16 protein-coding genes are annotated in these 18,102 nt (G+C 60.6%); 9 read left to right on the top strand and 7 right to left on the bottom strand.

Going from position 1 to position 18,102, the window contains the following annotated elements; all coding sequences use genetic code 11:
• Position 1 precedes the first annotated feature (1 nt).
• The 4 genes from phoR (at position 2) to proY (ending at position 5,577) form a co-directional block, all read left to right on the top strand.
• Positions 2–1,318, top strand: coding sequence for a phosphate regulon sensor histidine kinase PhoR (phoR, locus tag M6G53_RS05095; protein WP_253329475.1), 1,317 nt, complete (start codon positions 2–4; stop codon positions 1,316–1,318).
• A 14-nt stretch (positions 1,319–1,332) separates the two neighbouring features.
• Positions 1,333–2,295, top strand: a complete 963-nt coding sequence (locus tag M6G53_RS05090) for a PstS family phosphate ABC transporter substrate-binding protein (RefSeq protein WP_301286125.1) — start codon at positions 1,333–1,335, stop codon at positions 2,293–2,295.
• A 485-nt stretch (positions 2,296–2,780) separates the two neighbouring features.
• Complete coding sequence (gene brnQ, locus M6G53_RS05085) at positions 2,781–4,097, top strand: branched-chain amino acid transport system II carrier protein (RefSeq protein WP_253329473.1); 1,317 nt, start codon at positions 2,781–2,783, stop codon at positions 4,095–4,097.
• Between the two features lie 73 nt (positions 4,098–4,170).
• Positions 4,171–5,577 carry a proline-specific permease ProY gene (gene proY, locus M6G53_RS05080; protein WP_253329471.1) on the top strand — a complete coding sequence of 469 codons (1,407 nt, stop codon included), beginning with the start codon at positions 4,171–4,173 and terminating at the stop codon, positions 5,575–5,577.
• A 45-nt stretch (positions 5,578–5,622) separates the two neighbouring features.
• Here the strand turns inward: proY and M6G53_RS05075 are convergent, their stop codons facing one another.
• From M6G53_RS05075 to M6G53_RS05060, 4 genes are all read right to left on the bottom strand, one after another.
• Entirely contained in the window at positions 5,623–5,910 is a 288-nt protein-coding gene (locus M6G53_RS05075) for a HigA family addiction module antitoxin (protein WP_025160069.1), read from the bottom strand.
• Positions 5,910–6,188 carry a type II toxin-antitoxin system RelE/ParE family toxin gene (locus M6G53_RS05070; protein WP_253329469.1) on the bottom strand — a complete coding sequence of 93 codons (279 nt, stop codon included), beginning with the start codon at positions 6,186–6,188 and terminating at the stop codon, positions 5,910–5,912. The genes M6G53_RS05075 and M6G53_RS05070 overlap by 1 nt, the downstream gene beginning before the upstream one ends.
• A gap of 85 nt (positions 6,189–6,273) precedes the next feature.
• A complete protein-coding gene (locus M6G53_RS05065) occupies positions 6,274–6,543 on the bottom strand; it encodes a hypothetical protein (RefSeq protein ID WP_253329467.1) in 270 nt (89 codons plus the stop codon).
• Between the two features lie 132 nt (positions 6,544–6,675).
• Complete coding sequence (locus M6G53_RS05060; protein WP_253329465.1) at positions 6,676–7,932, bottom strand: mechanosensitive ion channel family protein; 1,257 nt, start codon at positions 7,930–7,932, stop codon at positions 6,676–6,678.
• A 247-nt stretch (positions 7,933–8,179) separates the two neighbouring features.
• Between M6G53_RS05060 and malZ the strand changes: the two genes are divergently transcribed.
• The gene (gene malZ / locus M6G53_RS05055; protein WP_253329463.1) at positions 8,180–10,003 is read left to right on the top strand and encodes a maltodextrin glucosidase; all 1,824 of its coding nucleotides are present in this window, start codon (positions 8,180–8,182) and stop codon (positions 10,001–10,003) included.
• Positions 10,004–10,056: 53 nt separating this feature from the next.
• Here the strand turns inward: malZ and ggt are convergent, their stop codons facing one another.
• From ggt to M6G53_RS05040, 3 genes are all read right to left on the bottom strand, one after another.
• Positions 10,057–11,820, bottom strand: coding sequence for a gamma-glutamyltransferase (gene ggt / locus M6G53_RS05050; RefSeq protein ID WP_253329461.1), 1,764 nt, complete (start codon positions 11,818–11,820; stop codon positions 10,057–10,059).
• A gap of 234 nt (positions 11,821–12,054) precedes the next feature.
• Complete coding sequence (locus tag M6G53_RS05045; RefSeq protein WP_019454212.1) at positions 12,055–12,657, bottom strand: peroxiredoxin C; 603 nt, start codon at positions 12,655–12,657, stop codon at positions 12,055–12,057.
• Positions 12,658–12,886: 229 nt separating this feature from the next.
• Entirely contained in the window at positions 12,887–13,468 is a 582-nt protein-coding gene (locus M6G53_RS05040) for an ACP phosphodiesterase (protein WP_253329459.1), read from the bottom strand.
• Between the two features lie 120 nt (positions 13,469–13,588).
• On the opposite strand from M6G53_RS05040, the gene queA reads away from it, so the two are divergent.
• The 4 genes from queA to secD all read left to right on the top strand — a co-directional run bounded on the left by queA (position 13,589) and on the right by secD (position 18,094).
• The gene (gene queA, locus M6G53_RS05035; RefSeq protein WP_253329457.1) at positions 13,589–14,659 is read left to right on the top strand and encodes a tRNA preQ1(34) S-adenosylmethionine ribosyltransferase-isomerase QueA; all 1,071 of its coding nucleotides are present in this window, start codon (positions 13,589–13,591) and stop codon (positions 14,657–14,659) included.
• Between the two features lie 72 nt (positions 14,660–14,731).
• Entirely contained in the window at positions 14,732–15,856 is a 1,125-nt protein-coding gene (tgt, locus tag M6G53_RS05030) for a tRNA guanosine(34) transglycosylase Tgt (RefSeq protein WP_253329455.1), read from the top strand.
• 33 nt (positions 15,857–15,889) lie between these two features.
• Complete coding sequence (yajC, locus tag M6G53_RS05025; protein ID WP_253329453.1) at positions 15,890–16,222, top strand: preprotein translocase subunit YajC; 333 nt, start codon at positions 15,890–15,892, stop codon at positions 16,220–16,222.
• A 24-nt stretch (positions 16,223–16,246) separates the two neighbouring features.
• Complete coding sequence (gene secD, locus M6G53_RS05020; protein ID WP_253329450.1) at positions 16,247–18,094, top strand: protein translocase subunit SecD; 1,848 nt, start codon at positions 16,247–16,249, stop codon at positions 18,092–18,094.
• Positions 18,095–18,102 lie beyond the last annotated feature (8 nt).

Genomic DNA, 18,102 nt, shown 5'->3' with positions numbered 1-18,102 from the left:
CGTGTTAGAACGTCTGTCGTGGAAGAGGCTGGCTCTGGAGCTGGCTCTTTTTTGTCTGCCTGCCTTACTGCTGGGGCTGATTTTCGGTTATCTGCCCTGGTTCCTGCTGGCCTCTGCGTTGGCCGCGCTGGTGTGGAATTTCTACAACCAGCTCAAACTTTCCCATTGGCTGTGGATCGACCGCAGCATGACGCCGCCGCCCGGTCGCTGGAGCTGGGAGCCGCTGTTTTACGGCCTGTATCAGATGCAGCAGCGCAATCGCCGCCGCCGGCGCGAGCTGGCGCTGCTGATCAAGCGCTTTCGCAGCGGGGCCGAATCGTTGCCTGATGCGGTGGTGATGACCACCGTCGAAGGCAATATCTTCTGGTGCAACGGGTTGGCGCAGCATCTGCTCGGCTTCCGCTGGCCGGAAGATAACGGCCAGCACATCCTCAACCTGCTGCGTTACCCCGAGTTCAGCCAGTATCTGCAACAGCAGGAGTTTTCGCGCCCGCTGACGCTGCAGCTGAACAACGAACACTACGTTGAGTTCCGCGTGATGCCTTATTCCGAAGGGCAGCTGCTGATGGTGGCGCGCGACGTCACCCAGATGCGCCAGTTGGAGGGGGCGCGGCGCAACTTCTTCGCCAACGTCAGCCATGAGCTGCGTACGCCGTTGACGGTGCTGCAGGGCTACCTGGAGATGATGGGCGACGAAGAGTTGGACGGATCGTTGCGCGGCAAGGCGCTCAGCACCATGCAAGAGCAGACCCGCCGGATGGACGGGCTGGTCAAGCAACTGCTGACGCTGTCGCGCATCGAGGCGGCGCCCAATGTCGACATGAACGAGCGGGTGGATATTCCGCTGATGCTGCGGGTGTTGCAGCGCGAGGCGCAGTCGCTGAGCGGCGGCAATCACGAGATCACCTTCCGGGTGAACGAACAGCTCAACGTGTTCGGCAATGAAGATCAACTGCGCAGCGCGGTGTCCAACCTGGTGTACAATGCGGTCAACCACACGCCGAAGGGCACCCACATCGAAGTGAGCTGGCAGCAGACGGCGCACGGCGCGCAGTTCCAGGTCAGCGATAACGGGCCGGGCATCGCCGCCGAACACCTTCCGCGCCTGACCGAGCGCTTCTACCGCGTCGATAAGGCCCGTTCGCGCCAGACCGGCGGCAGCGGGCTGGGGCTGGCGATCGTCAAACACGCGCTTAGCCATCACGACGCGCGGCTGGAGATCCTCAGCGAACCGGGGATCGGCACCCGCTTTATCTTTACCTTGCCCAATCGGTTGATTGTTCCCGCCGCTTTATCAGAGAATGCGGTGAAAAATTAACGCGAGACACCGGTATGACCCGAATGACCCGAGGGCTGTTGCTTTGCCTGGCGCTGCTGGCCGGACGCGGCGCGCTGGCGCAACCTCACGGCATGCTGGCGGGCAACCTGTCCAGCGTCGGTTCCGACACCCTGGCGAATCTGATGGCGCTGTGGGCGCAGGATTTCAGCCAGCATTACCCCAACGTTAACCTGCAGATCCAGGCCGCCGGCTCGTCGACTGCGCCGACCGCGCTGGCGGCGGGCGCCGCACAGCTGGGCCCAATGAGCCGGCCGATGAAGGCGGCCGAGGTCTCGGCGTTCGAACACCGTTACGGCTATGCGCCGCTGGCGGTGCCGGTGGCGGTGGATGCACTGGTGGTGTTGGTGCATCAGGATAACCCGCTGCGCGGTCTCAATCTGCAGCAGCTCGATCGCATTTTTTCCGCCACCCGGCGCTGCGGTGAAAGCCAACCGCTGACGCGCTGGGGCGAGCTGGGCCTCAGCGGCGACTGGGCGGCGCGTTCGCTGCAGCGCTTCGGCCGCAACTCGGCATCCGGCACCTACGGCTATTTCAAACTGCGCGCGCTGTGCGGCGGCGATTTTATGCCGCGCGTCAATGAGCTGCCCGGCTCGGCCTCGGTGGTGCAGGCGGTGGCCGGTTCGCTCAACGGCATCGGCTATGCCAGCATCGGCTTTCGCGCCAGCGGCGTGCGGCTGCTGCCGTTGGCGGAGTCGGGAGAAGACTATGTGGCGCCAACCGCCGCCAACGTGCGCAACGATCGCTATCCGCTGTCGCGCTATCTGTATATCTACATCAACAAAGCGCCCAATCAACCGCTGGAGCCGCTGACCGCCGCGTTCCTCGACCGTGTGCTGTCGACCTCCGGGCAGAGCCTGGTCAATCATGATGGCTATCTGCCGCTGCCACCGGCCGCCCTGCAGAAGACCCGTCAGGCGCTCGGCTTGCCGCCGCTCGCATTGGCCACGATGCAATAGGCGACAAAAAGCGGCGTAATTTTCGTCTTTTTCAACGGCAAAACGAAGCTTATGCCACGCGAAAACCGGGTGTTTATTGGCGTTTTTGCGCGGCAAAGTGATATATGCTTCACGTTTCGTGAATTCACTGGTCAAAAATGATACAAATCATGTAGTGTATATTTATTGATAGCCAATATGATCGACTGGTGGCTAAAGTTTATATGGTCGATAGCTCTGCTTTTCGCCGTGTGTCTTGCCTTGAAGCGCTATAAACGTTTACCTTAGCCCTCGTTGTCGGATTAAACCTCCATTTTTATAACTCCTAAAATTTTGCCCATCTTGATGAGCGGCCACTTTCGAATAGGGACATAAACGCCGGATCGACTGCGTTTAGGGTGCTTATTTGGCGCTGCAACGATCGGGCATGCCGGCAACCGGGTGGGGCGTCACGCCACCACGCTATCGAACCATTTTTTTCATTTGAACAGGCAACACGACATCGTATGAGTCATCGTTTAACGTCAAAAGATATCCTGGCACTGGGCTTCATGACCTTTGCCTTATTCGTCGGGGCCGGGAACATCATTTTCCCGCCGATGGTCGGCTTGCAGTCCGGTGAACACGTCTGGACTGCGGCGCTGGGCTTCCTGATCACTGCCGTCGGCCTGCCGGTCATCACCGTCATCGCGCTGGCGCGCGTCGGCGGCGGCATCGACGCCCTCAGTTCGCCGATCGGCCGCGGCGCCGGTTTGCTGCTGGCGACCGTCTGCTACCTGGCCGTCGGCCCGCTGTTCGCCACGCCTCGCACCGCCACCGTGTCCTTTGAAGTGGGTATCGCCCCGCTGACCGGCGATGGCGCCATGCCGCTGTTCATCTACAGCCTGGTGTACTTCGCGCTGGTGATCGGCATCTCGCTGTATCCGGGCCGCCTGCTCGACACCGTCGGCCACGTGCTGGCGCCGCTGAAGATCGTGGCATTGGCCGTGCTGGGCATCGCCGCGCTGCTGTGGCCTGCCGGCTCGCCGATCCCGGCGACGGCGGCTTATCAGAGCGTGCCTTTCTCCTCCGGCTTCGTTAACGGCTATCTGACCATGGATACGCTGGGCGCGCTGGTGTTCGGCATCGTTATCGTCAACGCGGCGCGCTCGCGCGGCGTGAAAGACGCCGGTCTGCTGACCCGTTACACCATTCTGGCCGGTCTGATCGCCGGCGTGGGCCTGACGCTGGTTTACCTGAGCCTGTTCAAGCTGGGTTCCGGCAGCGGCGCGCTGGTGCCGGACGCCACCAATGGCGCGGTGATCCTGCATGCTTACGTTCAGAACACCTTCGGCGGCCTGGGCAGCTTCTTCCTGGCGGCGCTGATCTTTATCGCCTGCATGGTGACCGCGGTCGGCCTGACCTGCGCCTGCGCCGAGTTCTTCGCGCAATACCTGCCGTTCTCGTACAAGACGCTGGTATTTATCCTGGGCCTGTTCTCGATGGTGGTGTCCAACCTCGGCCTGAGCCACCTGATCCAGATCTCCATTCCGGTGCTGACCGCGATTTACCCGCCGTGCATCGTGCTGGTGGTGCTGAGCTTCACCCTGCGTTGGTGGCACAGCGCGCCGCGCATCATCGCGCCGGTGATGCTTGTCAGCCTGTTGTTTGGTATCCTTGACGCGGTGAAAGCCTCCAGTTTCCAGCAGCTGCTGCCGGCCTGGACCACTCACCTGCCGCTGGCGGAGCAGGGGTTGGCCTGGTTGCCGCCTTCGCTGCTGATGCTGGTGCTGGTCGCGATTTATGATCGGGTGTGCACGCGTTCCCAAGTGACCGCGCACTGATAATCCCCCGGCTTAATCCAGGGCCACGGACATGTCCGTGGCTTTTTTACGTTTAAAACTATGGGTCATCTTCATGCAACAACAGTCACCCACCACTGCCCCCGACAATAAGCTGAAACGCGGCCTCAGCACGCGTCACATCCGCTTTATGGCGCTGGGTTCGGCCATCGGCACCGGGTTGTTCTACGGCTCGGCGGACGCCATCAAAATGGCCGGCCCGAGCGTGCTGCTGGCTTACCTGATCGGCGGCATCGTGGCCTTTATCATCATGCGCGCACTGGGGGAGATGTCGGTCAACAACCCGCAGGCCAGCTCGTTTTCCCGCTACGCGCAGGACTACCTCGGCCCGATGGCGGGGTACATCACCGGCTGGACCTACTGCTTTGAAATCCTGATCGTCGCCATCGCCGATGTGACCGCCTTCGGCATCTATATGGGGGTCTGGTTCCCGGAAGTGCCGCACTGGATCTGGGTGCTGAGCGTGGTGCTGATCATCGGCGCCATCAACCTGATGAGCGTCAAGGTGTTCGGCGAGCTGGAGTTCTGGTTCTCGTTCTTCAAAGTCGCCACCATCATCATCATGATCGCGGCCGGCATCGGCATCATCATCTGGGGCATCGGCAACGGCGGGCAACCGACCGGCATTCATAACCTGTGGTCGAACGGCGGCTTCTTCAGCAACGGCTTTATCGGCATGATCCTGTCGCTGCAGCTGGTGATGTTCGCTTACGGCGGCATTGAAATCATCGGCATCACCGCCGGCGAAGCCAAAGATCCGAAAAAATCGATTCCGAAGGCCATCAACTCGGTGCCGTGGCGCATTCTGGTGTTCTACGTCGGCACGCTGTTCGTCATCATGTCTATCTACCCGTGGAACCAGGTGGGCACCAACGGCAGCCCGTTCGTGCTGACCTTCCAGCATATGGGCATCACCGTGGCGGCGGGCATTCTCAACTTCGTGGTGATCACCGCGTCGCTGTCGGCGATCAACAGCGACGTGTTCGGCGTCGGCCGCATGCTGCACGGCATGGCCGAGCAGGGCCACGCGCCGAAGATGTTCAGCAAGGTGTCGAAGCGCGGCATTCCCTGGGTGACGGTGGTGGTGATGATGCTGGCGCTGCTGCTGGCGGTATACCTCAACTACATCATGCCGGAGAGCGTGTTCCTGGTGATCGCCTCCCTGGCGACCTTCGCCACCGTGTGGGTGTGGATCATGATCCTGTTCTCCCAAATCGCCTTCCGCCGCAGCCTGAGCAAAGAACAGGTGAAGCAGCTGGCGTTCCCGCTGCGCGGCGGGGTGTTCACCTCGGTGGTGGCGATCGTGTTCCTGGTGTTCATCATCGGCCTGATCGGCTACTTCCCGACCACGCGCGTCTCGCTGTACGCCGGCCTGGTCTGGGTGGTATTGCTGCTGGCGGGATACGGGTTCAAGGTCAACCATCAGAAAAAACGCGCGCCGTTGGCGACGCAGCAAGACTAAATGGAAAAACACCGGCTGAGGCCGGTGTTTTTTTAGGGGCAGGCGTCAAGCGAAATCCAGCTTGCGCAGTTTCGAAACGTCGATGGACTGCCTGGCCTGCCACAGATCGTAAGCATCCTGCATGCCCATCCAAACCTGTTCGGAACTGCCTATCACGATGGACAGGCGGATGGCCATTTCCGGCGAGATATCGGACTTTCCGCTGATCAGGCGTTGCACCGTGGAGGGCGCGACGTCCAGCGCTTTAGCCAGCGCGCGCGCGCTGAGATTCAACGTTTCCATGGTTTCTTTGATCAACTCGCCAGGATGAGGGGGATTATGCATGCGGTTCATTAGTGATAGTCCTCATAATTCACGATATAAACATCACCCTCGACCAGTTCAAACGTGATACGCCAGTTGCCGGTTACGGTGACGGACCATTGCCCGCTGCGAGCGCCCGTTAGCGGGTGCAAGAAAAAGCCGGGCAGATCCACGTCATCAATCACTTTCGCCAGATCCAGCACGCTCAGCCGCAGCGCGATTTTCTTCGCCTGCTTGGGGTCGATACCCGCCGTTGAACCGGTTTCGAAAAACTTTTTGAGTCCCTTATGTTTGAAGCTTCTTATCATCCTGATGGCTCCATGAGTGTTGCGCTATACGCATCATAGCCAGGTGTTGCGTGTGGCGCAACAAGATGGGGCGTTTTTTAACCTACTATGCCAGGCGTTTGTCTTCCACTTCATCCTCCCCGGCGGCGCGCGCTTCGATACGCATGTCGCTGCCGTTAAGGCGTTCTTCCTCTTCCTCGCCGGCGCAGCGCGCCAACACTTCTCGAATGTCTTGCATATTGCTGCTGAGCGCGCTCAGAGAAGGTTGCAGGTTGCGGGGCATGCGGCTTTCGTCCAGCGAAGCGCTGTGCAGGCAGCCGATAAACAGCAGGGTGGCCATCAGGGTAAACAGCCGATGACGTAACCGTTTCAGCAAGGGCTTTCCCTCTCGGTGGTGAAGGTGATGGCGCATTAACGCCGTTTTCGCCGGGGAAAAGAAGGGGATGGAGATATCTGCTGGCAATTGAAAGAACATCATTACCAGCAGACACAGTTACGTCAGCCGACGTCAGGAAGCGTTCGCGTTTTGTAGCAGCATGCCGCGCAGGTCATTGCCGGTTGGCGTCTGATGCACGCGCAGGCCGAACTCGTCGATCACCGCCAGAATATGGTCGAAAATATCCGCCTGAATGCTTTCATACTCCGCCCAGACCGTGGTGTTGGTGAAGGCGTAGATTTCCAGCGGCAGGCCTTCCGGCGTCGGCGCCAGCTGGCGCACCATCAGCGTCATGTTCTGGTGAATGCGCGGGTGAGCGCGCAGATAGGCTTCCAGATAGGCGCGCAGCGTGCCGAGGTTGGTCAGGCGGCGGCCGTTGAGCGGCGAGGCCAGATCGACGGCGATCTCCTGGTTATGCTGGCTCAGCTCCTGGGTCTTGACGTTCAGGTAGCGGTGCAGCAGCGGGTTGCGCTGCAGGCGGCGCTGTTCCTCTTCCGACAGGAAGTGCACGCTGCCGGTGTCGATATTCAGGCTGCGCTTGATGCGACGCCCGCCGGATTCCGACATCGACCGCCAGTTTTTGAACGAGTCGGAGATCAGCGCGTAGGTGGGAATGGTGGTGACGGTGTTGTCCCAGTTACGCACTTTGACCGTGGTCAGGCCGATGTCGGTGACCGCGCCGTCGGCGCCGTATTTCGGCATTTCCAGCCAGTCGCCGATCTTCAGCATATCGTTGGCGGAGAGCTGAATGCCGGCCACCAGCCCGAGGATCGGATCCTTGAACACCAACATCAAGACCGCGGTCATGGCGCCCAGGCCGCTGAGCAGCAGCAGCGGCGATTTGCCCATCAGCAGCGAGACGATCATGATGCCGATCAGGATCGCCGCCACCAGTTTCAGGCCCTGGAAAATGCCGCGCAGCGGCAGCTGATTGGAGATCGGGCTTTGGCGCAGCAGCGCCAGCAGCGTATCCAGCAGCGAGAACAGCGACAGCAGGGTGAAGGCGAGGATCCACACCTGCGCGGCGGTGACGATCACCGCCTGGGTCTGGCTGCCACTCTGCAACCACAGCGTCGCCTGGATGCTGATGATCACCCCTTGCAGCAGCAGCGCCACGCGCTGGAACAGTTTGTATTGGGTGATGGCCTGTTGCCAGACGCGCTGCGATTGCTGGCCACGGCGCTGAAGGGCGGCCAACACCACCCGGTGCAGCACCAGGTGGATCGCGACCGAGATCAGGACAATCAACCCCAATACCATCAACAGCGACATCACTCCGCCGAATTCCAAACCAAATTGTTCCAGCCAGCGCGTTATCTGTTGTTGCATTACCGCTCCTTAAAAAATGCGCAAAAAATATCCTGTAAACTTAAAACGCGTTAGCCTAAGGGGTAACGTGCAGGATTTGTACCTGTTTACCTTTTTTTACATCGGGTTAGCGTTATTTTTCGGTCTCCGCCCCCCGGCTCATCCCCGGGTTTTGCGGCCAGAGAGGAGGGGGAGTTGCACTTAACGTGGCATTGTTCGCTTCTTGAAGAACGCCGTCGATTTCGTTTGGTACAGCAGGAGAAACAGTATGCTTAACGCCTGGCATCAACCGGTCCCGCCTTTTGTGGTGAAGCAAGGGCAACGTTTGGATATCACGCTGTGGTTACAGGGGGATGAACTGCCGGAACGGGTGTTTTTGCGCGCCGAACCGGACAACGAAGAGTGGCTGCTGGCGATGAAAGCGCAGCGCCACGAGGGAATGCGGCGCTACCAGGCCAGCCTGACGCTGAATGAGGGCGAGCCGACGCGGCGTTACTGCTTCAAGCTGCTGTGGGCCGATCGCCAGCAGTGGTTCGGCCCGCAGGGTTGGTCGCCAACGCCGCCGGGCCAGCTGGCGCAGTTCGCCATCGACGAGCCTGACAGCGGCCCCGAATGGGTGGCGGATCAGCTGTTCTACCAGATTTTCCCCGATCGCTTCGCCAGCAGCGGCGGCGAGCACGGCATCCAGAGCGGCAGCTACCGCCATCACGCGGCCGGTGCCGAGGTGATTCGGCGCGACTGGCAGCATCCGCTGGAGGATCGCCACGCCGCCTCGACCTTTTATGGCGGCGATCTGGATGGTATCAGCGCCAAACTGCCGTATTTGCAGCAGCTGGGCGTGACGGCGCTGTATCTGAACCCGATTTTTACCGCGCCGAGTGTGCATAAGTACGATACCGAGGACTATTACCAGGTCGATCCGCACTTCGGCGGCAACGCGGCGCTGCAGCGTTTGCGAGTGAGCACTCACAAGGTGGGCATGAAACTGGTGCTGGACGGGGTATTCAACCACACCGGCGACTCGCATCCGTGGTTCGACCGCCATCGCCAGGGCGAAAACGGCGCCTGTCACCACCCCGATTCGCCGTATCGCGGCTGGTTCAACTTTTACCCGGACGGCCGCGCGCTCGACTGGAAGGGCAACGCCAGCCTGCCGAAGCTCAACTTCGCCGAGCCGCAGGTGGCGGAAGCGATCTATCGCGGAGAAGGCAGCGTGGTGCGCCACTGGCTGCGCCCGCCGTACAGCATCGACGGTTGGCGGCTGGACGTGGTGCACATGCTGGGGGAGAACGGCGGCGCCACCGGCAATCTGCGCCACCTGGCGGGCATCTATCAGGCGGTGAAGCAGGAGAACCCGCAGGCCTACGTCTTGGGCGAGCACTTCGGCGACGCGCGCCGCTGGCTGCACGCTGGCGTGGAGGACGCGGCGATGAACTACATGGGGTTCGCACTGCCGGTGCGGGCGTTTTTGGCGGGGCTGGACGTGGCCTATCACCCGGTACGGCTGGACGCCGCCGGGTGCGCGCAGTGGATGGACGGCTACCGCGCCGGGCTGCCGCACGGCCGCCAGCTGATCCAGTTCAACCAGCTGGACAGCCACGATACCGCGCGTTTCCTCACGCTGTTGCAGGGGAACGCGGCGCGCATGCAGATGGCGGCGGTGTGGCTGCTGAGCTGGATAGGCGTGCCTTGTCTCTACTACGGCGATGAGATCGGTCTGGACGGCGGCAACGATCCGTTCTGCCGCAAGCCGTTCCCGTGGGACGTCGGCGACTGGGACCGGCCGCTGTTGACGCTGTTCCAGCGCATGGCGGCGCTGCGTAAACAGAGCGTGGCATTGCGCCGCGGCGGCTGCCAGGTGCTGTATGCCAGCGGAGAAACGCTGGTGTTCGTGCGCCTGTATCAGCAGGAGCAGGTGCTGGTGGCGCTCCAGCGCGACGGCAGCGGCCAGGCGCAGCTGCCGCACAACCCGCTGTTGGCGCGCGGCCCGTGGCGGCGCGTGGAAGGGCGGGGAGAGCTGAGCGAAACGGCGGGCGGGCTGCGCCTGCAGCTGGCGGAAGAGTCGGCCACCCTGTGGCGCTGCGAAGGCTAAAGCAACTGCGGGGGCCAAAGGGCCCCCGCGATAAAAGTGAGTAGGCGTTTACATCAGTAACCGACCGCAGAACCTGCCGGGCGACGCACGTCGTTGGCGCCGTACAGATAGCCTTCGCGCACCTTGCCGGAAACCGCCGAGTCGTTGCCGGAGTTGGCCGGGCTGACGCCCGCCGCGCCCGGCAAACCGACCAGGATCAGTTCGGCGGCGCCCCACGGCGTTTGCTCGACCATCTTATAGCCCATGCCGCTCAGCAACTTCAGCGTATCGGCGGAAACGCCGCGCTGTTCGTAGTACACCTCATCCGGCAGCCATTGGTGATGGATGCGCGGTGCGTCGACCGCTTCCTGCGGCGCCATGCCGTGGTCAATTACGTTCAACGCGGTCTGCAGGGTGATGGTGATGATGCGCGAACCGCCCGGCGAGCCCAGCACCATAAAGATCTTGTTGTCCTTGGTCACCAGCGTCGGGCTCATCGACGATAGTGGGCGCTTACCGGGGGCAATGCTGTTGGCGGTGCCCTGCACCAGCCCGTACAGGTTTTTCTCGCCCACTTTGACCGTAAAGTCGTCCATCTCGTCGTTGAGGAAGAAGCCGGTGCCCGGTGCGATCACCACGGCGCCGAAGCGGCCGTTGACGGTATAGGTGGTGGAGACGGCGTTGCCGTCATGGTCGACGATCGAATAGTGGGTGGTTTCCGGCTTCTCATGCGGTTCCATGCCGGGCTGCACGTTTTCCGACGGCGTGGCCTTGTCCGCGACGATTTTCTTGCGGATCTGCTCGGCGTAGCTCTTGCTCACCAGCCGGTCGATCGGATTCTTGATGAACTCCGGGTCGCCGAGGTAGGTGTTACGGTCCATATAGGCATGGCGCATCGCTTCGGTCATGGTGTGAATGGCCGCCGCCGAGTTGAAGCCCATGCTTTTCAGGTCGTAGCCTTCCACCACGTTGAGGATTTCGCATAGCGTCACGCCGCCGGAGCTGGGAGGCGGCGCCGACACGAACTTGTAGCCGCGATAGCTGCAGGTAATCGGCGGGGTTTCGGTGACCTTGTAATTGGCGAAGTCGGCCGCGGTCAAGATGCCGCCGCCCTGTTTGGCCGCCGCCTCCACCGCCTGCGGGATCTTGCCTTTATAGAAGGCGTCGGTTCCCCCTTTGGCGATGGCTTCCAGCGTATTGGCCAGATCGGTTTGCACCAGTTTGTCCCCGGGCTGCAGCGGGCTGCCGTCCGGGCGCAGGAAGATTTTGGCCGACTCGGGATCCTGTTTGAAGCGCGCGACGGTGGTGTCGAGGATATCGGTATCGGCGCGGGTCAGCACAAAGCCTTCGCGCGCCAGCCTGATAGCCGGTGCCAGCACCTGTTCGCGGCTCAGCTTGCCGTATTTCTCACGCGCGGTTTCCATTCCCAGCACGGTGCCCGGCACGCCCGCCGCCAGATAGCCGTGCAGGCTGGCGTCTTTCTTTACCTTGCCGTCGGCATCCAGATACATGTTGGCGCTGGCCGCCGCCGGCGCGGTTTCACGGAAGTTGATGAAGGTGTCGGTGCCGTCCGCCAGGTGGACGGTCATAAAGCCGCCGCCGCCGATGTTGCCGCAGCAGGGGTTAACCACCGCCTGCGCATAGCCCACCGCCACGGCGGCGTCGATGGCGTTGCCGCCCATCTTCAGGATATCCACGCCGACCTGCGAGGCCAGGTGTTGCGAGGTGACCACCATGCCGTTTTTGGCTTCCACCGCCGGGTTGGATGCCGCATACAGGCTGCCGCTGACCAGCAGCGCCGCTATGGTCAGGGGTTTGCTCCATTTCTGTAAAAACATAGTTATTCCTACCCTGTCAGTTTTTTATTGTGTTGTGTTTGCTTGCCGCTGTTCACTTGCAAAGCGCGAGCCAGCGTTATTGATAGTAGCCGCAGATGGGCGCACGCGCGGCGAGCAGGGTGGGAAATGTGAGCGGAAACAGGGAAATAAAGCACTGAAGGTGGGCGGTCTGCCCCATAAAGGGGCATAAAAAAACCGGCCGCGTGGGCCGGTTGATTCACTATCAGGCTGAAATTACAGCTTGGCAGCGTTTTCAGACAGGTATTTTGCAACGCCGTCTGGGGAAGCGCCCATACCTGCTTTGCCTTTTTCCCACTGAGCCGGGCACACTTCACCGTGCTCTTCGTGGAATTGCAGCGCATCAACGGTACGGATCATTTCGTCGATGTTACGGCCGATTGGCAGATCGTTAACAACCTGAGCACGCACGATGCCGTCTTTGTCGATCAGGAAAGAGCCGCGCAGCGCAACGCCGGCTTCCGGGTGTTCGATGCCGTAAGCTTTCTGGATTTCACGCTTGATGTCAGCAACCATTGCGTATTTCACTTCACCGATGCCGCCTTTGTCGACAGGGGTTTTACGCCATGCGTTGTGGACGAACTCTGAGTCGAAGGAAACGCCAACCACTTCAACGCCACGCTTCTGGAACTCTTCATAGCGGTGATCGAAAGCGATCAGCTCGGAAGGGCATACGAAGGTGAAGTCCATTGGCCAGAAGAACAGCACGGCCGGTTTGCCGTTCAGGTGCTTCTTCAGGTTGAAGTTTTCAACGATTTCGCCGCTACCCAGTACGGCAGCTGCAGTGAAGTCAGGGGCTTGACGAGTTACCAGGACCATAATTACTCCTGTAATAGGTGTTAAAGGGTGGATGTAAAAACAAGGGCCAGTATAGGGGCCGCGACTTGGTGAATAAAGGGTAAAAGACCAATCGATGAGATAGCTTTCACCTATCAAAGTCGTTGATATAATTTAGCGAGCTTTAAAAATAACCTTTTCCCACAAAAGGGCAAGCGGCAAAAGGTAAATTCTTGCAAGGCGTTGCAATTTCAATGGCTTGGGCTTGACCTCAGAGCGCTTTGTCCTTCGCCTGCCGCATCATTTGCGGGTAAAACTGCCAGAACTGTGTTTCAAGCTGATGATAATGTTGCTCGACGTCGGCGAACGAACCGGCCAGCGCTTCGAGGCGCGGGCGGCGGCTGGCCATGCCCTGCAGCACCTGGGCGATGAACGGCAATTCGGCGTAGCGCTCCAGCCAGCGCTCTGGCCACAGGTAGCCGTTCAGATTCTGAAAACGCGGCGGCGTGAGCGGCAGAAAAGGTTCGATTTGGCTGCGGGCTTCCTGGGTAAACTGGTGCAGGTCACGCGAAGGCTCCAACTGCTGCCAGTGGCGCGCCAGAAAATGGTCCCACACCACGTCGAGGGTGATCGGCGCCACGCGGCGGTAAGGGGCGCTGAAATAGTCGCGGCAGGCCTTCACCTGCGGCAGGCTGTCGGTCAGCACGTCGACGCGGCGGTGCATCATGATGCCGGCCACCACGTCGGGCGGGTAGTCGGCGGCGGGGTTGCCGCGCACGAAATCGGCCAGCAGGTTGCCCAGCAGCGAGCTGTCCGCCAGCATGGCCAGGTGAAGATGAGCGAGAAAATTCATCCCTCAACTATACCCGAAGCCAGGCAAATCCTCCTTATTTCTTGCCGCTGACCGCCCCCGGCTTTAGACTAGGCCGCCTGTTTTTTACCAACCAGCCCTAAATTGAAGAAGTGAATACCCATGCGCGTCGCTGATTTTTCGTTTGAACTTCCCGAATCCCTGATTGCCCACTATCCCCAGGCCGAACGCAGCGCATGCCGCCTGCTGCAGCTGGACGGGCCGAGCGGGGCGCTGACGCACGGCGTATTCACCGATCTGCTGGATAAGCTGGAAGCCGGTGACCTGCTGGTGTTCAACAATACCCGCGTGATCCCGGCGCGCATGTTCGGCCGCAAGGTCAGCGGCGGCAAGATTGAAGTGCTGGTGGAGCGCGTGCTGGACGACCATCGCGTGCTGGCGCACGTGCGCGCGTCGAAAGCGCCGAAGCCGGGCGCCGAGCTGCTGTTGGGGGATGACGAGAGCATCGCCGCCACCATGGTGGCGCGCCATGAGACGCTGTTCGAGCTGCGCTTCAACGACGAACGCGACGTGTTCACTATCCTCAACGCCGCCGGCCACATGCCGCTGCCGCCTTATATCGCTCGCCCGGATGAAGACGCCGACCGCGAGCTGTATCAGACGGTCTACAGCGAGAAGCCGGGCGCGGTCGCCGCGCCGACCGCCGGCCTGCACTTCGATGAACCGCTGCTGGCGGCGCTGCGCGCCAAGGGCGTGGAAATGGCGTTCGTGACGCTGCACGTCGGCGCCGGCACCTTCCAGCCGGTGCGCGTGGAAACCATCGAAGATCACGTGATGCACGCCGAATACGCCGAAGTGCCGCAAGAGGTGGTCGAGGCGGTGCTGGCCTGCAAGGCGCGCGGCAAACGCGTGGTGGCGGTGGGCACCACCTCGGTGCGTTCGCTGGAAAGCGCCGCGGCGGCCAGCAAAGAGGCGCTGATTGCGCCGTTCTTCGGCGACACCAGCATCTTTATCTATCCGGGCTATCACTATCAGGTGATCGACGCGCTGGTGACCAATTTCCACCTGCCGGAATCGACCCTGATCATGCTGGTGTCGGCCTTCGCCGGCTATAAAAACACCATGCACGCCTATCAGCAGGCGGTGGCCGAGCAGTATCGCTTTTTCAGCTACGGCGATGCGATGTTCATCAGCCGTAACCCGCAGGCGGAAAACGAATCCGTCGGCGGTTAATTTCCCGGGCTGCGCCCACGGCGCGGCCCCGTTTCAACGACATCAGACTGTTTCTCTGATGCTGGAGGCTTTGTGAAGTACGAACTACAAACTACCGATGGCCGCGCGCGTCGCGGTCGCCTGATCTTCGACCGTGGCGTGGTGGAAACCCCGGCCTTTATGCCGGTCGGTACCTACGGCACGGTCAAGGGCATGACGCCGGAAGAGGTGAAAGAGACCGGCGCACAGATCCTGCTGGGCAACACCTTCCACCTGTGGCTGCGCCCGGGCCAGGAGATCATGAAGCTGCACGGCGATCTGCACGACTTCATGCAGTGGCCGGGCCCGATCCTCACCGACTCCGGCGGTTTCCAGGTGTTCAGCCTGGGGGCGATGCGCAAGATCAAAGAGGAAGGCGTTTACTTCCGCAACCCGATCAACGGCGACAAAGTGTTCCTGAGCCCGGAAAAATCGATGGAAATCCAGTATGACCTGGGTTCCGACATCGTGATGATCTTCGACGAATGTACACCGTACCCGGCCGACTGGGACTACGCCAAGCGTTCGATGGAGATGTCGCTGCGTTGGGCGCAGCGCAGCCGTCAGCGTTTCGACGAGCTGGAAAACAAAAATGCGCTGTTCGGCATCATCCAGGGCGGCGTTTACGAAGATTTACGTGATGTTTCAGTCAAAGGGCTGGTGGAGATCGGCTTTGACGGGTACGCTGTGGGCGGCTTGGCTGTAGGCGAGCCGAAAGAGGATATGCATCGCATTCTTGAACACGTTTGCCCGCAAATTCCGGAAGATAAGCCACGCTATTTGATGGGCGTCGGCAAGCCGGAGGATTTGGTGGAAGGCGTGCGCCGCGGCATCGACATGTTCGACTGCGTTATGCCGACCCGCAACGCGCGCAACGGCCATCTGTTCGTGACTGACGGTGTGGTAAAAATCCGTAATGCCAAGCACAAGGATGATACTTCTCCGCTGGATAAGGACTGTGATTGCTACACGTGTCGCCATTACAGCCGCGCCTACTTGCACCATCTCGACCGTTGCAACGAAATATTGGGTGCTCGACTGAACACGATTCATAACCTGCGTCACTACCAGCGCCTCATGGCGGGTTTACGCCAGGCTATCGAAGAGGGTAAATTAGAGCAGTTTGTTGCGGATTTCTATGGTCGGATCGGCAAGCCGATTCCGCCTTTAAACGCTTGATCTAATAATTGATAACTTAATGAGGGAATTTCAATGAGCTTTTTCATTTCTGACGCCGTCGCATCCGCAGGGGCTCCGGCTCAGGGAAGCCCGTACTCTCTGATCATTATGCTGGTGGTGTTCGGCCTGATTTTCTACTTCATGATCCTGCGCCCACAGCAGAAACGCGCTAAAGATCACAAGAAGCTGATGGACTCCATCGATAAAGGCGACGAAGTGCTGACCACCGGCGGCCTGATCGGTCGCGTGACCAAAGTGGCCGACACCGGCATCATCGCCATCGCGCTGAACGACACCACGGAAGTGATGATCAAGCGTGACTTCGTGGCGGCCGTTCTGCCGAAAGGTACCATGAAGGCCCTGTAATCTTTTTTCCCGAAGGGAATTGCCGTGCTAAACCGTTATCCTTTGTGGAAGTATCTGATGCTGATCGTCGTGATCCTCGTCGGTCTGCTTTATGCGCTTCCCAACATCTACGGTGAGGATCCGGCCGTACAAATCACTGGCGCGCGCGGCGTCGCCGCCAGTGAAACTACGCTGGACCAGGTCCGTACCGTATTAGAAAAAGACAACATCGCGAGCAAGTCGATTGCGCTGGAAAATGGCGCCATCCTGGCTCGCTTTAAAGATCCTGACGTCCAGCTGCGCGCCCGTGAAGCGCTGGTGAACGAACTGGGTGACAAATTCGTCGTGGCGCTGAACCTGGCGCCGGCCACGCCGACCTGGCTGGCCATGCTGGGCGCAGAGCCGATGAAACTCGGCCTGGACCTGCGCGGCGGCGTGCACTTCCTGATGGAAGTGGACATGGACACCGCGCTGAGCAAGCTGCAGGAACAGACCATGGATACCCTGCGCAGCGAGCTGCGTGAGAAGGGCATTCCTTACGCGTCTATCCGCAAGCTGGACAACAACGGCGTGGAAGTGCGTTTCCGCGACGATGCGGCCCGCGATCAGGCCATTAGCTACATCGGCCCGCGTCAGCGCGATCTGGTGCTGTCCGCCAACGGCGCCAACACCATGAAAGCCAGCCTGACGGACGCCCGTCTGAGCGAAGCGCGCGAATACGCCGTACAGCAGAACATCACTATCCTGCGTAACCGCGTCAACCAGCTCGGCGTCGCCGAACCGCTGGTGCAGCGCCAGGGCGCAGACCGCATCGTGGTCGAGCTGCCGGGCATTCAGGACACCGCGCGCGCCAAGGAAATTCTGGGCGCCACCGCGACCCTGGAGTTCCGTCTGGTGAACACCAATGCGGACGCCACCGCGGCGGCCAACGGCCGCGTGCCGGGCGACTCCGAGGTGAAATACAGCCGTGAAGGCCAGCCGATCGTGCTGTACAAGCGCGTGATCCTGACCGGTGATCACATCACCGACTCCACCTCGAGCACCGACGAATACAACCAGCCGCAGGTTAACATCTCGCTGGACAGCGCCGGCGGTACCGCCATGTCCAACTTCACCAAAGACAACATCGGCAAGCCGATGGCGACCCTGTTCGTGGAGTATAAGGACAGCGGCAAGAAAGACGCCAACGGCCGCGCGGTGCTGGTGAAACAGGAAGAAGTGATCAACGTGGCGAACATTCAGTCGCGTCTGGGCAACAGCTTCCGCATCACCGGCATCGGCAACCCGAACGAAGCGCGTCAGCTTTCGCTGCTGCTGCGTGCGGGTGCGCTGATCGCGCCGATTCAGATCGTCGAAGAGCGCACCATCGGTCCAACCCTGGGTCAGCAGAACATCACCCAAGGTCTGGAAGCCTGTCTGTGGGGCCTGGTAGCGTCCATCGTCTTCATGGTGGTCTGGTACCGTAAGTTCGGCGTGATCGCCACCACGGCGCTGGTCGCCAACCTGGTGCTGATCGTCGGCGTGATGTCCCTGTTGCCGGGGGCGACGCTGACCATGCCGGGCATCGCCGGGATCGTGTTGACGCTGGCGGTGGCGGTCGATGCCAACGTACTGATTAACGAACGTATCAAGGAAGAGCTGAAGAACGGCAGATCCGTTCAGCAGGCGATCCATGAAGGCTATAAAGGCGCGTTCTCCAGTATCGTCGACGCCAACATCACCACGCTGATCACCGCGGTCATCCTGTACGCTGTGGGCACCGGTTCGATCAAAGGCTTTGCGATCACCACCGCTATCGGTGTGGCGACGTCCATGTTCACCGCGATTGTCGGTACCCGTGCCATCGTCAACCTGCTTTACGGCGGCAAACGCATTAACAAGCTGTCTATCTGAGGAGTGCG

This window comes from Serratia nevei (genome assembly GCF_024160145.1).
Classification (GTDB): Bacteria; Pseudomonadota; Gammaproteobacteria; order Enterobacterales; family Enterobacteriaceae; genus Serratia; species Serratia nevei_A.
Note: the sequence above shows the minus strand (reverse complement) of the source record. Positions and strands in the feature narration are given on the sequence as shown.